At 58.8% G+C, this 13,287-nt stretch carries 14 protein-coding genes; all 14 read left to right on the top strand.

The genetic code is table 11. The annotated features are described in order from the left end of the window. Nucleotides 1-68 precede the first annotated feature (68 nt). The 14 genes from CPH17_RS11915 (at nt 69) to CPH17_RS11850 (ending at nt 13,277) form a co-directional block, all read left to right on the top strand. A complete protein-coding gene (locus CPH17_RS11915; protein ID WP_074398308.1) occupies nt 69-1,226 on the top strand; it encodes an amidase in 1,158 nt (385 codons plus the stop codon). Next, nucleotides 1,207-2,352 carry an acyl-CoA dehydrogenase family protein gene (locus CPH17_RS11910; protein WP_074398310.1) on the top strand — a complete coding sequence of 382 codons (1,146 nt, stop codon included), beginning with the start codon at nt 1,207-1,209 and terminating at the stop codon, nt 2,350-2,352. Before CPH17_RS11915 ends, CPH17_RS11910 begins: the two co-directional genes overlap by 20 nt. Before the next feature lie 36 nt (nt 2,353-2,388). Then, the gene (locus CPH17_RS11905; protein ID WP_074398312.1) at nt 2,389-2,733 is read left to right on the top strand and encodes an IacB protein; all 345 of its coding nucleotides are present in this window, start codon (nt 2,389-2,391) and stop codon (nt 2,731-2,733) included. A gap of 60 nt (nt 2,734-2,793) precedes the next feature. Further along, nucleotides 2,794-4,062, top strand: a complete 1,269-nt coding sequence (locus tag CPH17_RS11900) for an aromatic ring-hydroxylating oxygenase subunit alpha (RefSeq protein ID WP_074398314.1) — start codon at nt 2,794-2,796, stop codon at nt 4,060-4,062. After that, nucleotides 4,059-4,553: an aromatic-ring-hydroxylating dioxygenase subunit beta gene (locus tag CPH17_RS11895; RefSeq protein ID WP_074398316.1), complete on the top strand. Its 495-nt coding sequence runs from the start codon at nt 4,059-4,061 to the stop codon at nt 4,551-4,553. Before CPH17_RS11900 ends, CPH17_RS11895 begins: the two co-directional genes overlap by 4 nt. After that, nucleotides 4,553-5,311, top strand: coding sequence for an SDR family NAD(P)-dependent oxidoreductase (locus tag CPH17_RS11890; protein ID WP_074398318.1), 759 nt, complete (start codon nt 4,553-4,555; stop codon nt 5,309-5,311). The genes CPH17_RS11895 and CPH17_RS11890 overlap by 1 nt, the downstream gene beginning before the upstream one ends. A gap of 5 nt (nt 5,312-5,316) precedes the next feature. Further along, nucleotides 5,317-6,288, top strand: coding sequence for a PDR/VanB family oxidoreductase (locus CPH17_RS11885; protein ID WP_096299649.1), 972 nt, complete (start codon nt 5,317-5,319; stop codon nt 6,286-6,288). Nucleotides 6,289-6,309: 21 nt separating this feature from the next. Continuing rightward, nucleotides 6,310-6,501 carry a 2-hydroxymuconate tautomerase gene (locus CPH17_RS11880; protein ID WP_035582097.1) on the top strand — a complete coding sequence of 64 codons (192 nt, stop codon included), beginning with the start codon at nt 6,310-6,312 and terminating at the stop codon, nt 6,499-6,501. Nucleotides 6,502-6,534: 33 nt separating this feature from the next. Beyond that, nucleotides 6,535-7,458, top strand: coding sequence for a flavin reductase (locus CPH17_RS11875; protein ID WP_096299647.1), 924 nt, complete (start codon nt 6,535-6,537; stop codon nt 7,456-7,458). A 110-nt stretch (nt 7,459-7,568) separates the two neighbouring features. Then, nucleotides 7,569-8,135: a nuclear transport factor 2 family protein gene (locus CPH17_RS11870; RefSeq protein ID WP_074398324.1), complete on the top strand. Its 567-nt coding sequence runs from the start codon at nt 7,569-7,571 to the stop codon at nt 8,133-8,135. A 12-nt stretch (nt 8,136-8,147) separates the two neighbouring features. After that, nucleotides 8,148-9,206 carry a maleylacetate reductase gene (locus CPH17_RS11865; RefSeq protein WP_096299645.1) on the top strand — a complete coding sequence of 353 codons (1,059 nt, stop codon included), beginning with the start codon at nt 8,148-8,150 and terminating at the stop codon, nt 9,204-9,206. Nucleotides 9,207-9,250: 44 nt separating this feature from the next. Further along, nucleotides 9,251-10,096, top strand: coding sequence for an intradiol ring-cleavage dioxygenase (locus CPH17_RS11860; RefSeq protein WP_197703488.1), 846 nt, complete (start codon nt 9,251-9,253; stop codon nt 10,094-10,096). A gap of 244 nt (nt 10,097-10,340) precedes the next feature. After that, a complete protein-coding gene (locus tag CPH17_RS11855; RefSeq protein ID WP_096299643.1) occupies nt 10,341-11,792 on the top strand; it encodes an APC family permease in 1,452 nt (483 codons plus the stop codon). A gap of 60 nt (nt 11,793-11,852) precedes the next feature. Then, on the top strand, nt 11,853-13,277 hold the full coding sequence (locus CPH17_RS11850; RefSeq protein ID WP_096299641.1) for an aldehyde dehydrogenase family protein: 1,425 nt from the start codon (nt 11,853-11,855) through the stop codon (nt 13,275-13,277). Nucleotides 13,278-13,287: the final 10 nt, after the last annotated feature.

Below are 13,287 nucleotides of genomic sequence, written 5' to 3'. Positions count from 1 at the left end.
AGAAAATATGAGTAATAAAAGCGTTTTCAAATACTTGAAATTTCATGTGATAAGTGGATAAAAATGCCATGCCATCTCTTATTCAGCATCTCGACTTAGGCACGGGCGCCAAGCGAGTCGTGGTTAAGGACAGTATCGATATCGCCGGCTACCCAACCCAGGCAGGTTCAGCGGCGCTGGCCGACGCGCCAGCGGCAGAGAGGCATGCCGAGATCGTCGAACGCACGCTTGTGGCCGGTTATCGCATCGTCGGCAAGGCCAATCTGCACGAGCTGGCGTTCGGCATGACCGGGCTCAATGCTTGGACGGGCACCCCCGAGAATCCGCGCTTTCCGGCGCTGATCCCGGGTGGGTCGTCCAGCGGTTCGGCGGCGGCGGTCGCCGCGGGGCTGGCCGAGATAGGCATTGGCACCGATACCGGCGGCTCGATCCGGGTACCGGCGGCCTGCTGCGGGGTATACGGCTTGAAGCCGACGTTTGGTCGGCTCAGTCGGCGCGGCGTTATGCCCGCGTACAGCAGCCTGGACTGCGTGGGGCCGCTCAGCGCCACTATCGAGGAGTTGATCGACTTCATGTCATCCATTGATGCGGGATTCTCGGTCGAAAGCAGCGAAGCGGTGCCACGCATATGCACGCTAGACGTGGCGGCCGATGTCGCAATTCTCGGCACGCTGGAAGCGTATCTCGAAGCTGCCGGGCTGGCCGCTGAAAAGCGCGCTTTACCACTGATGGGCGAGGCTTTCGATGCCGCCATGGCGCTGATCAACCGTGAAACCTATATGGCCTGTGGTGTCTGGCTCGACAGTGGCCGCTTAGGGAAGGACGTGGAGCGCCGCTTGCGCGGGGCTGCCAAGACCTCCGAAGCCGAGCTGTGCGAGGCGGAAGCGGTGCGCCAGACCTTCGCTGTCGAGGTGGATCGGCTGTTTGAGACTTGCGAAGTACTGGCGCTGCCGACGTTGCCGCACTTTCCACTGAGCCGCGCACCAGCCGAGGAGGGGCAGCAGGATCTGACCATCTCCTCTCTTGTACGGCCCTTTAACCTTTCAGGACACCCTGCCTTGAGTCTGCCCATGCCGCCGAATCGGGGCCGACCGGTGAGCCTGCAGCTCGTCGGCAGGCGAGGCGACGACGCTGGTTTATGCCGGGCCGCGTGCTATCTGGTCAAGGCTCAGCGTGACACGACCATACCCATAATAGGAGATATTTATGCACAGCCAGGTCGATAAAACCCAATGGGGCGGCGAGGGGCGCTTCGATGCGTTGCTCGACAGCATCCGCCAACGGCGTGCTGAGTTCGAAGCGCAGCGCTGCCTCTCGGCGGACATCATCGACGAGTTCAAGGCCATCGGAGTCTACCGTGCCATGGTGCCGGCCCGTTACGGTGGCGATGAGAAAACACCCGCCGAGTTCCTGAAAATGGTCGAGGCGATCTCGGCAGCCGATGGCTCTGCCGGCTGGGTGGCCAGCTTCGGTATGAATCCCGCCTACCTGGCGGCGCTGCCCGAGGCGACCATCACCCAGATCTGGAAGGACTCTCCAGATGTGGTGTTCGCGGGGGGGATTTTTCCGCCCCATCCCGCCGAGCGAGTCGATCGAGGCTTTCGTATCAAGGGGCGCTGGAAATTCGCCAGCGGCTGCATGGGCGCCTCACTGTGCGGTGTCGGAATCCAGCCCGACGAGCCCGACGCCTTGCCGCGCATGGCGGTACTGCCCCGCGAGCAGGTTCACATCGATCCCACCTGGAACATGGTCGGTATGGTCGCCACCGGCAGCCACGACCTGGTGGTGGATGACGCTTACGTCGCCGAGGAGTGGACCTTCGTGCGCGGCGCCAGGGCCACCATCGACGCGCCCTTCTTCCGCTACCCGGCCCTCTCCTTTGCTACCCAGGTGCTGGCAGTCACCACCCTGGGGCTGGCCCGGGAGGCGCTGGACGTGGTGCGTGCCATGGCTGGGGGGCGCAAGTCGGTCACCGGGGCGCCCAAACTGGGCGAGCGCGAGTACGCCCAAATCGCCCTGGCCAAGGCCGAGGCCCAGGTGCGTGCCGCCCGTGCCTTCTTCTACGACAGCACCGAGTCGGCCTGGAGTGCCGTCGAGGCCGGCACCGAGCCGAGTCGCGACCAGATCAATCTGCTGCGTCTCTCCGCCACCCATCTGACCCATGAGTGTGCCGCGGCCATTCGCAGCATCTATCAGATCAGCGGCATGATCGGCGCCGAAAACAGTCATCCCTTATCACGCATTCTGCGCGACTCTCTGTTGTGCACTCAACATGCCTTCATGGGCGAGATCACCTGGAAGAACGCCGGCGCCATCTTCTTTAATCACGACCCCCTGCCGGGCTATTTGTGAACGAGCGACATCAACTGACAAGCGGAGATCATCATTATGCATCGCGTACTTTTTTGCTGCGGTATCAACCAGAACTTCATGAACGCCACCGCGGAGGAGGCCAAGCAGGTGTGGGAGGCCACCCGCGAGATGCTGCAGGGCATCGACGGCCTGCCCGGCCTCACGATCCTGGGCATCATGGATGACGACTGTATTCAGGTAGGCCCCTCCATCGCCGCTCCCTGGACTTTCTACATTATGGCGGATGTACAGAACTACGACTCCGTCGCTGAAGCTTGCAACTTCTTTCGCACCACACCGGTAGGGGATGGCACCTACAAGCTCTGGAAATACTGCCGTGTCGAGGCGCGAATCGGGCGTGAGCTCGTCGTGCCCGAGTGACGGTTGCGTCATCGGTAAATAGTTGCGCAACAAGGAAAAAATAGATACTTCGAGGTCATCATGAGTACCGCAAACAAAATCGACATCACCCCTCACGAGCTCGTCTTCAGGGATCATATTAAGACCCCCATGTATGCAGACCCCCAGCTGTTCGAGGAGGAGATGCAGAAAATCTTCAAGAAAACCTGGGTCTGGGTCGCCCACGAAAGTGAGTTCCCTGACAAGGGGTCGTTCAAGCTTTCCCAGGTGGGTCTCGAGCCGGTCATCGTGGTGCGCGACAGGAAGGGCGTGATCCATGTCATGGTGAACCGCTGTCGCCATCGTGCTGCCACGGTTTGTGAAGTGAAAAAGGGCAAGACTTCCTCGTTCCAGTGCCCTTACCACGGGTGGGGCTACGGGCTTGATGGCTCGCTGCGGGCGCTACCGTACCCCGAGCAGTACGGCGACGATTTCGACAAGGCGCAGCACGGCCTGCTCAAGCTACGCACCGAGTCCTATGCAGGCATGGTCTTTGCCACTTTCAACGAGGAGGTCGAACCGCTGATCGACTTCCTCGGCCCGGTCACCAAGTGGATCGACCTGTTCATGAAGCAGGGGGCGGGCTATCCGGTCAAGGTGCTGGGCGAACATCAGTTCAGCGTGCCAATGAACTGGAAGGTCCAGCTCGAGAACACCACCGACGCCTATCACTTCCCCGTCGTCCACAAATCCTTCCTGCAGTCGCTGGATGGCGAGACTGAAGAGGTCTTCTCCTTCCTGGAACAGGGCAAAGGGTACGTCGAGGATCTGGGTAACGGGCATTCGGTCATGGTCATGATTCCCGAGCTGGTGGATCTTGACGAAAACCTGGAAGCACCGATCCCTGAGCGCTTCGCGGACCTGGCCCAAGAGCTGCGCGGCGAAGGCTACCCCGAGGATCAGGTGAGGCGCATCGTGCGCGCCGTGGGCGGTGCGGGCTTCAACCTCAATCTGTTCCCCAACGTCTCTTTCTCGCTGGCGTTCTTCCGTGTCTTGACGCCGGTGAACGTCGAGCGCACCGACATTCGCCACATCGCCATCGGCATGGAGGGAGGCCCCGAGGCGGCCAACCAGGCACGTCTGCGTCTGCACGAGCATTTCCAGGGCCCGATGGGCTTCGGCTCGCCCGATGATGCCGAGGTCTGGGAGCGGATTCAGCGCGGCGTCAAAGGGGGCGCGGAACTGCCCATTCTGCTCAATCGCGGTCTCGACGATGAACAGCCGGGCGAGGTGGGGCCGCGCGGCCATATCAGTGCCGAAACCGGGATGCGGGCGGCGTACGACATGTGGAAGAGGATGATGCAGGCATGAACGAGATGATCAAAAAGGAAAAAGGGCTGCTCCTACGCGACGCGGAAGCCTTCATCTGGGCCGAGGCGGATCTTTTGGATCGCAAGGACTATGACGCCTGGCTCGCCCTATGGAGTGATGAAGGCTTCTATACATTACCCATTGGCGATGGCGAGGACTTCGACAACATGCTCAACCTCTGCCATGACGATGCGAAGATGCGTCGTGATCGCATTACGCGCTTCCAGCAAGGGTTTTCGATTTCATCGGCCCCCCCTGCCCAGACGGTGAGAACGATATCGCGCTTTGTGATTGATAAGGTCGAAGCCGACGACGTCACGGTTCGCTGCGCCGAGCACCTGATTGAAGACAAGTTCGGGCGCCAGCGGATCTGGGCCGCGGATCTGACCTATACCCTCATCGTGACGCCGGGCGGCTTCAAGATCCGCCATAAGGTAGCGCGTCTGCTCAACTCCGACGGGATGCTGAACTCGTTCAGCTATTTGTTCTGATGACTATGCCTGCACCCGACAAAATCCAGACGGCCGTGGTGACCGGTGGGGCGCGTGGCTTCGGCGCTGAAGCCGTGCGTGCTCTGCATAGAGCCGGTTTCCGAGTAGTGATCTCGGACATTGAGCCCGAACCGGCCGAGGCGCTGGCCTCAGAGCTCGATCTTGCGGGCGACACCGCCGTATCCGCCACCCTGGACGTCACCAGCCCTGAAGATTTCCAGAGTGTGCTCGACAAGTGCATAGAACGCTGGGGATCCGTAGAAGTGCTGGTCAACAACGCAGCGCGTACGGCCGTCCAGGGGGTGCTGGAGATTGACCCCGCAGACTTCAATGCCGTGCTGGCCACCAACGCCGGCGGCACCTTTGCGGGCAGCCAAATATTTGGCCGCCACTTCAAGGCGCGTGGCTATGGGCGGATCGTTAATCTCGCCTCCCTGGCGGGCCAGAACGGTGGTACGGCAACGGGGGCTCACTACGCCGCCTCCAAGGGCGCCATTCTGACGTTGACGAAAATTTTCGCGCGGGATCTGGCTCCCTTCGGGGTGACCTGCAACGCCATTGCGCCTGGGCCCATGGATACACCCATGGTGCGTTCCGTGCTTGGCAAAGACGCCGAGAAAGCCATTGCCAATATCCCGGTAGGCCACCTGGGTGACCCGTACTTCGTTGCCGACCTGGTAGCGCTGCTGGCGAGCCCTCGGGCGGCGTTCGTCAATGGCGCTTGCTGGGACGTCAACGGTGGAATCTACATGAGGTGATGCCAATGGAAACCACTAACAAAAGCCTGATGCTATTGATCGACAAGCGTATTGATGAGCCGGGGGGGATTGTCAGATTGCGGCTGCGCGCTCCGGACGGCGCACCCCTGCCCCCTTTCACTGCTGGAGCGCACCTCGACGTGCATGTCCGCGATGGCGACATCGACCTGTGGCGCCAGTACTCGCTCTGCTCAGACCCGGCGTGCAATGAGTTCTACGAGATCGGCGTACTGCGCGACCCCAATAGTCGTGGGGGCTCAGAAACATTGCACAGGATCGCGAGAGAGGGGGAAACGCTCGAGATCGAAGGGCCGCGAAACCACTTTCCGCTACATGAAGAAGCGCCGCAGAGCCTGCTGTTCGGCGGCGGCATCGGCGTCACGCCGATGATCGCCATGGCGCGGCGCCTGCAGGTACTGGGCAAGGAGTTCACGCTGCACTACTGCACGCGCTCACGCAGCTTAACGGCCTTCCAGAGCGAGGTGGAGGCGGCTGGTCTGTCCGACGTTGTCGTCTATCACTATGACGACGACGTCGGGACAACACTGGATCTGCATGCCGAGCTCGCCGGGGCCAGGGGGGAATCACACATTTACGTATGTGGCCCACAGGGGTTCATGGATTGGGTGATATCACATGCCCAGGCGTTTGGTATCAGCGATGACCGCATTCATCGCGAATTCTTCTCCGCGAGCGTCGATGTGTCTGGTGACGTATTCGAGGTGGTCGCCGAGAAATCTGGCGTCAGCGTTTCCGTGAGCGCTGGGGATACCATCGCGAAGTCACTCTCAAGAGCTGGCGTAAAAGTGGAAGTGAAATGCGAGGAGGGCGTGTGCGGCACCTGCGTGGCCGACGTCCTCGAAGGCGAGATCGATCATCGCGATCACTTTCTGACCGAAGACGAAAAACAGGAAGGCGACATGATGTGCGTATGTTGCTCCCGGGCCAAGGGTAAGCGGCTCGTTCTCGATCTCTGACGACAAGCAAAGGACACAACAATGCCAACCGTTCACGTCTACATGATGGAGGGCCGCAGGCAGGCCCAAAAAGAATCACTGATCCGCAAGGTCACCGATGCCGTCGTGTCGTCGGTCGATGCGCCCGAAGCGAATGTCCGGGTCATCATCAGTGAGATACCCAAGAGCGACTACGGTATCGCCGGTACGACCGGCGAGAAATTAGGGCGCTGAAAACGATCCCGTTTTGAGGATGGAGATTCGCTTATGAGCTTCGATACGAGAGATTTCCGTAGCGCGCTGGGCAAGTTCGCCACCGGCGTAACGGTGGTCACCACGCGCAGCGGTGAAGAGAACCACGGCGTCACCGCCAGCAGCTTCAATTCGGTGTCGATGGATCCGCCGCTGATCCTGTGGAGCATCGACAAGGGGGCCTACAGTCTGAGTGCTTACCGCCATGCCGAGCACTTCGTGGTCAACGTGCTCAGCAATGAGCAGGTCGATATCTCCAATTGCTTTGCACGGCGGGGGGAGGACAAGTTCGCTGGCATTGCCATTGAGGAGGGCCTTGGCGGCGTTGCCAAAGTGAAGGGGGCCGCGGCGCATTTCGAATGCCGCACGTGGAATGTCTACGAGGGCGGTGATCACCTGATCATCGTTGGCGAAGTGGTGCGCTACGCCTATCGCAACGAGGGCAGTGCCCTGGTGTTCCACAACGGGCGATATGCCGTACCCGAGCCTCATCCCATGGTGTTGAACGTTGACGAGCAAACGGCACTGAATGGTCGTTTGGGCAAGCACTTGCTTTACCTGATGCGTCAGGCGCTAGCCGCCTATAGAGGCGATTTCTATCCGCGGCTCGGCAGCCTCGGGGTCAACGACAACGAGTGGCGAATTCTTACCCTGCTGGCGGATCGTGGCCCATTGTCCTCGGAGGCCCTGGCCCAGCGTGTGGCCCAACCCCAGGCAGACCTTGAGGACACCCTTGCTGGGCTGCGCGAACGTGCGCTGGTGGTAGACGGCAATGGTCGCGTTCAGCTTAGCGAGCAAGGGCAGGCATTGGCACGACGCCTGCTGTCCATGGCTGATGACTACGAACAGCGTCTGTTTGAGAACCTGGAGCCGTCCGAAGTCGGGGCGATCAAGTCAGGCTTGGGGCGCGTGATCGAGCGTCTTGGTGCGTCGTTGTAAGCAGCTATGTAAGTGAAAAGACGGCCTTAACTGCCCTACGCGTACTTTGAGCAAAAGGGCGAACCTAACGTCGGGGTTGACCCTCCGGCAAACAAGCAAAGGAGCGAGACATGTCAGACGTCACAAATAGCGAACTGAAGGCGTTGGTAACACGCATCGAAACCCTGGAGGCCGAGGCCGAGATCCGTCGCCTTCAGGCCCGCTACATGTTTCTGTGCGATACGCCAATTCCCGAGTATGGCGTGACCAGCGATGAAGAGCGTATCGATTTGATCATGGCGCTATACACGGAAGACGCCGTCTGGGAGGGCGTTGGCGAATATTACGACAACCAGTTCGGCCGTGCCGAAGGGGCGGCGGCCATCCGGCGCCATTTCCAAGGGTTCTGGAAGAAAGATCAGGATCCCAAGCTGCTGCTCAACGTCCACTACCTGACCTCGGAGCAGATCTACGTCAATGGTGACGTTGCAGAGGGCCAGTGGGTGCACTGCCAGCCCTGGATCTTCTCTAATGGCAAGGCACTGCTGCGTTCGTCGCGGCTCAACAACGCCTTCCGCAAGGAGCCTGACGGGAAGTGGAAAATCACCCGAACGCGTACGGAGAATGTCTTCGTCGCACCTCTACAGGAGGGGTGGGCAACGGATTACCCCTCGCAATCGGTATTGCTCAAACCCTAAGGGAGAAAAAGTATGCCACACGCTTTTCTCTATACGGCCAACCCGGCGCGGGTTGTGTTTGGCCTGGGTAGCCAGGCCAGGATTGCTGACGAGGTGCGCCAGTTGGGGCGCACCAGGGTCCTGGTATTGTCGACGCCCTCCCGCCGCGAGGATGCTGAACGTCTCAACTTGCAGCTTGGTGAGCTGGGTGCCGGCGTCTTCAGCGAGGCAGCCATGCACACGCCTGTGAAGGTCACCGAACAGGCCATGACGGCTTTTGATAAAGCAGGCGCCGACTGTATCGTCGCACTGGGCGGCGGCTCGACGATAGGCCTGGGCAAGGCGATCGCCTATCGCAACGATGCGCCGCAGGTGGTGGTAGCGACAACGTATGCCGGTTCCGAGGTCACGCCGATTCTGGGGCAAACTGAAAATGGCCGGAAGACCACTGTCAAGGATCCCTCCATTCTTCCCGAAGTGGTGATTTACGACCCGGAACTCACGGTTGGACTGCCGGTGGCAGTGAGTGTGACCAGCGGTCTTAACGCCTTGGCGCATGCAGTGGAAGGGCTCTATGCCAAGGATCGTAACCCCATCAGTAGCCTCATGGCCATGGAGGGCATTCGCAGCCTCAAGCAGGCGCTGCCTGCCATCGTTGAACAGCCGCAGAGTCTGCAGGCCCGCAGTGACGCGCTCTATGGCGCTTGGCTTTGCGGCACCGTGTTGGGCAGTGTCGGCATGGCTTTACACCACAAGCTCTGCCATACCCTGGGAGGCAGCTTCGACCTGCCGCATGCCAATACCCACGCCATCCTGCTGCCGCATACCGCGGCTTACAACGCTCGCTCGGCAGAGGAGGCGCTGGCCCCAGCAGCGGCGCTTTTTGGCGGTGAGCTTGGTGGGGGCCTCTACGACTTTGCGGCGTCACTCGGTGCCCCTCTTGCCCTCAAAGCCCTAGGGCTGAGCGAGTCGGATCTGGACAGCGTTGCCGATCAGGCGGTGCAGAACCCGTACTGGAACCCCCGGCCGGTGGAGCGCGAAGCCATTCGTGAGCTGCTCCAGCGCGCCTGGAACGGAACCCGCCCCGAATAATTCATCTCGGCCCTGGCGACAGGGCGCTCACCCAGGAGTTAACCGTGTCTCAAATTGATTACTTCACTGAAGAGCACTCCGTTGAGTCGGTCAATAGGCGTATGGGGGAAGATATCGACCCAAGGCTGCGTCAGGTCATCGGCTCGTTGGTCAAGCACTTGCATGGTTTCGTCAAGGAGGTCGAACTCACCCAGGCGGAGTGGGAACTGGCAATCGATTTCCTGACCAGTACGGGACAAATGTGCGATGACAAGCGGCAGGAGTTCATCTTGCTCTCCGATACGCTCGGGGTCTCCATGCTGGTGGATGCCATTCAGCATCGACGCCCGGAGGGCGCGACCGAAAATACGGTGTTCGGCCCCTTTCATATGGACGGGGCGCCGGAGCTGCCCATGGGAGCTTCCATCTCGTTGGATGGCAAGGGCGAGCCGTGCCGCTATCAGGGTCGGGTGCTTGATCTGGAGGGCCACCCCATCGAGGGGGTACGCATCGATGTTTGGTCAGACAACAGTGACGGATTTTACGACATTCAGCAGCCCGATCAGCAGCCAGAGTGGAACAACCGCGGCGTTTTCGTTACTGCTGCCGACGGTTACTACGAATTTATTGGCATCAAGCCGGTTTCTTATCCGATCCCTGATGACGGTCCGGTAGGCAAGCTGCTTGAAAGTCTCGGGCGTCATCCGTGGCGGCCAGCACACATGCACTTCTTGCTCACGCATCCTGACTATCAACGGATTGTTACCCACACCTTCGTTGCCGGTGATGCTTACCTGACATCGGACGCGGTCTTCGGCGTTAAAGACTCACTTATTGTGGATTATTTTCCAGTTAATAGTGGAAAGGTGAAGTGGCAGACAAGTTTCGACTTTGTTATGGCGCCGAAATAAGGAGGCTCTTATTAGTCACTGCGGTGACTTTGTTATTGCTTGATTCCGCCAGGGGCATATTTGCCTTTCCAACCATGATCGATGCTGATGAGTCAGTTTGCCCATAGCTACAATTAATTTTATAACATATTGTTTTTTATAAAATTATTGATGCCGATATGGGATAACGCTGCTGATTTAATGAGCATAGTATGTAGGTTGTGACCCTGATAACTCCTATAAGCATAATATAAAGGCTAAGACAATGAGCGTTACTTCCTCCTCCGCTGTCAGTTCGACAGAACTAAGGCGCGGCGCTTTGGGCGTCGGTTTCATTATCTTCTTTGTAGTGTCTGCTGCGAGTCCTTTCAGTGTGCTTGCTGGTGGTTTCCCTATCGGCATTATGCTGGGAAATGGTGCAGGCACACCGGTATTAATCGGCTTAGCACTAGTGATTATTCTGATGTTTTCGGTGGGGTACACCACCATTGCTCGCTACGTGACGAATGCCGGGGGCTTCTATGCCTTTTCGGCAAGAGGGCTGGGGGGAGTAGCGGGCGGTGCCGCCGGCGGGCTTGCCCTATTTGCGTATAACATCCTGCAAATCGGGTTGTATGGGATGTTTGGTGGCGTTGCGGCAGGCACCATGAGTGAAGTGTTTGGCCTGCACCACCCATGGTGGCTCTACTCGCTGCTGGCGATGGGAAGTATCGCATTGCTGGGGTATCGAAAAATTGATCTTTCTGCCCGCGTGCTTTGCTTCGTTGTTACGGCAGAGTATCTGGTTATTCTCATATTGGACGTTGCCATTCTGACGAGTGGCGGGGACAGCGGCGTTAACCTCGACGCGTTCAATGCCGAGCATGTCTTCAGTGGCGCCCCGTCCATAGGCCTGCTGTTCTGCTTTGCCGCTTTCATCGGTTTTGAGGCGACGACCATCTATGGGGAAGAGGCCAAAAACCCCAGGCGAGATATTCCGCTGGCGACTTACGCCTCCATACTTCTGATTGGCTGCTTTTATGCCCTCTCCACATGGTCGATGGTGGTGGGTACAGGAGCTGATAAAATTGTTACCGTCCTCCAAGGCCTCGACGATCCAACCACATTGATTTATGGGCTGTCCGATCATTATGTAGGCCCCGACTTGACCCGCGTTATTCGCGTGATGTTTCTGGTCAGCATCTATGCGGGTTTGCTCGCCTTTCATAACTCCGCCGCTCGCTATTTCTTCGCCATAGGCCGTGATGGTTTGCTGCCAAGCATATTGGGAACGACCCATCCGGTTCATCAGAGTCCTCATATTGGCTCGCTTCTACAAACGTTGATCGCTACCAGCGCGATATTGATTTTTGCCGCCTCGGGTGGTGATCCCATTCTGCAGCTCTTCGCCTGGTTCTCCAGTTTGGCGGCCCTTTCCTTGATCCTATTGATGGCCATTACTTCTTTGGCGGTGCTGGTCTTTTTTATCCGTCACCCCGAGCTGCAAGAGGCCATGTGGCGAACGCGCCTGTTGCCGGCACTATCCTGTGCGGCTCTGTTATTCATGCTAGTGATTGCGGTGATGCACTTTGACGTCCTGACGGGCTCGAGCAAGGTGCTCTCGTATAGCCTCTGCATGCTCATTCCCCTGTTTCTGACGGTAGGCGTCATTCTGGCAGTACGCCTTCGTCGATCTTCGCCCGAAAGCTATCAATCGCTTGGTTTTCATAAACTTTAAGTTCACTAAAAAGCTCGTCAAAACAGCTAATTATCCGGGTGAAAAACAAAAGGAAGCGTTATGGAAAATTACGATCTGGTGATCAATGGCGACGATGTGGCCGGTGAAAAAGGCAGCTTCAAGGTCATTAACCCTGCCAGCGATACCGCTTTTGCGCAGTGCTCGGCTGCTTCAACCGAACAGTTGGATAAAGCCGTCAATGCTGCTCGGGAGGCCTTCGCCCAGTGGGGGCTCAGCTCCCATGAGCAACGTTGTGAGCTTTTGCATCTGATTGCCGATGATATGGAGCGCGAGGCAGATGAGCTGGCGAGGCTGATTGTCCAGGAGCAAGGCAAACCGCTGGCGCTGGCCTACGCCGAAGTGGGAGGTGGCGTGGCCTGGACACGCTATGCCGCCAGTCAAGAACTCCCGATCAAGCTGATCGAAGAGACACCCACGCAGCGCATCGAAATGCACCACAAACCCTTGGGCGTGGTGGCCTCTATCACCCCCTGGAACTGGCCCTTCATGATTGCTGTATGGCACATCATGCCCGCTTTGCGTGCCGGAAACTGTGTCATCAGCAAGCCATCCAGCCTCACGCCCCTGAGTACGATTCGCTTGATCAAGATTATTGCCCGTCATGTACCGAAGGGGGTCGCCAATGTCGTCATTGGTGAGCATGGCTTTGGGCATGCGATTACCTCTCATCCCGGTATCAACAAGATTGTCTTCACAGGCTCCACAGAGACAGGACAGCGCGTCATGCAAGCGGCGGCCGGAAACCTCAAGCGACTGACCCTGGAGCTGGGAGGCAATGATGCGGCTATCGTATTGCCCGGTACACCGGTCGAGGCGGTGGCCGAGGACATCTTCCAGGCAGCGTTCCACAACATGGGGCAGACCTGTGCCGCGCTCAAGCGACTCTACGTGCACGAATCACAGTGTCAGGCACTCGCCGAGGCCTTGACGCTTATTGCTCAGAGACAGGTCATCGGTAACGGCCTTGAGGAAGGTGTGACCTTTGGGCCGATACAGAACCTGGAGCAACTGACGTTGGTGGGTGAGCTTGTTGCTGATGCTCGTGCCCATGGTGCGCGGGTGCTGTGCGGAGGGGAGCGCCTAAGCCGACCCGGTTTCTTTTATCCCCCCACTATTGTCACCGGGGCCACCGATGGTCATCGCTTGGTGGATGAGGAGCAGTTCGGCCCAGTGCTGCCAGTGATCGCCTATCGCGACGTGGAAGACGCGCTGCAGCGTGCCAACGCCAGCAGCATGGGGCTGGGTGGCTCGGTGTGGGGAACTAACGAAGCCGACGCCCAGGCCATGGCCAGTCGTCTGGAGAGTGGTGTGGCCTGGGTCAACTGCCACGCCCAGATTCAACCGAACACCCCCTTTGGAGGCTGCAAGATGTCTGGCTTTGGCGTCGAGTTTGGCCTGGAGGGGCTGCTGGAATTCACAGCCCAGCAACTCTTGTTCGTACGCAAGTCCGACGCTCAACAGTGAGGATGGTCAC

The sequence above is a fragment of the Halomonas sp. hl-4 genome, from assembly GCF_900215475.1.
GTDB lineage: Bacteria > Pseudomonadota > Gammaproteobacteria > Pseudomonadales > Halomonadaceae > Vreelandella.
This window is presented reverse-complemented; position numbering and strand designations above follow the sequence as displayed.

Coding starts and splice junctions, on each gene's coding strand:
- CPH17_RS11915 (WP_074398308.1), top strand. CDS start 69: ATGCCATCTCTTATTCAGCATCTCGACTTAGGCACGGGCGCCAAGCGA.
- CPH17_RS11910 (WP_074398310.1), top strand. CDS start 1,207: ATGCACAGCCAGGTCGATAAAACCCAATGGGGCGGCGAGGGGCGCTTC.
- CPH17_RS11905 (WP_074398312.1), top strand. CDS start 2,389: ATGCATCGCGTACTTTTTTGCTGCGGTATCAACCAGAACTTCATGAAC.
- CPH17_RS11900 (WP_074398314.1), top strand. CDS start 2,794: ATGAGTACCGCAAACAAAATCGACATCACCCCTCACGAGCTCGTCTTC.
- CPH17_RS11895 (WP_074398316.1), top strand. CDS start 4,059: ATGAACGAGATGATCAAAAAGGAAAAAGGGCTGCTCCTACGCGACGCG.
- CPH17_RS11890 (WP_074398318.1), top strand. CDS start 4,553: ATGACTATGCCTGCACCCGACAAAATCCAGACGGCCGTGGTGACCGGT.
- CPH17_RS11885 (WP_096299649.1), top strand. CDS start 5,317: ATGGAAACCACTAACAAAAGCCTGATGCTATTGATCGACAAGCGTATT.
- CPH17_RS11880 (WP_035582097.1), top strand. CDS start 6,310: ATGCCAACCGTTCACGTCTACATGATGGAGGGCCGCAGGCAGGCCCAA.
- CPH17_RS11875 (WP_096299647.1), top strand. CDS start 6,535: ATGAGCTTCGATACGAGAGATTTCCGTAGCGCGCTGGGCAAGTTCGCC.
- CPH17_RS11870 (WP_074398324.1), top strand. CDS start 7,569: ATGTCAGACGTCACAAATAGCGAACTGAAGGCGTTGGTAACACGCATC.
- CPH17_RS11865 (WP_096299645.1), top strand. CDS start 8,148: ATGCCACACGCTTTTCTCTATACGGCCAACCCGGCGCGGGTTGTGTTT.
- CPH17_RS11855 (WP_096299643.1), top strand. CDS start 10,341: ATGAGCGTTACTTCCTCCTCCGCTGTCAGTTCGACAGAACTAAGGCGC.
- CPH17_RS11850 (WP_096299641.1), top strand. CDS start 11,853: ATGGAAAATTACGATCTGGTGATCAATGGCGACGATGTGGCCGGTGAA.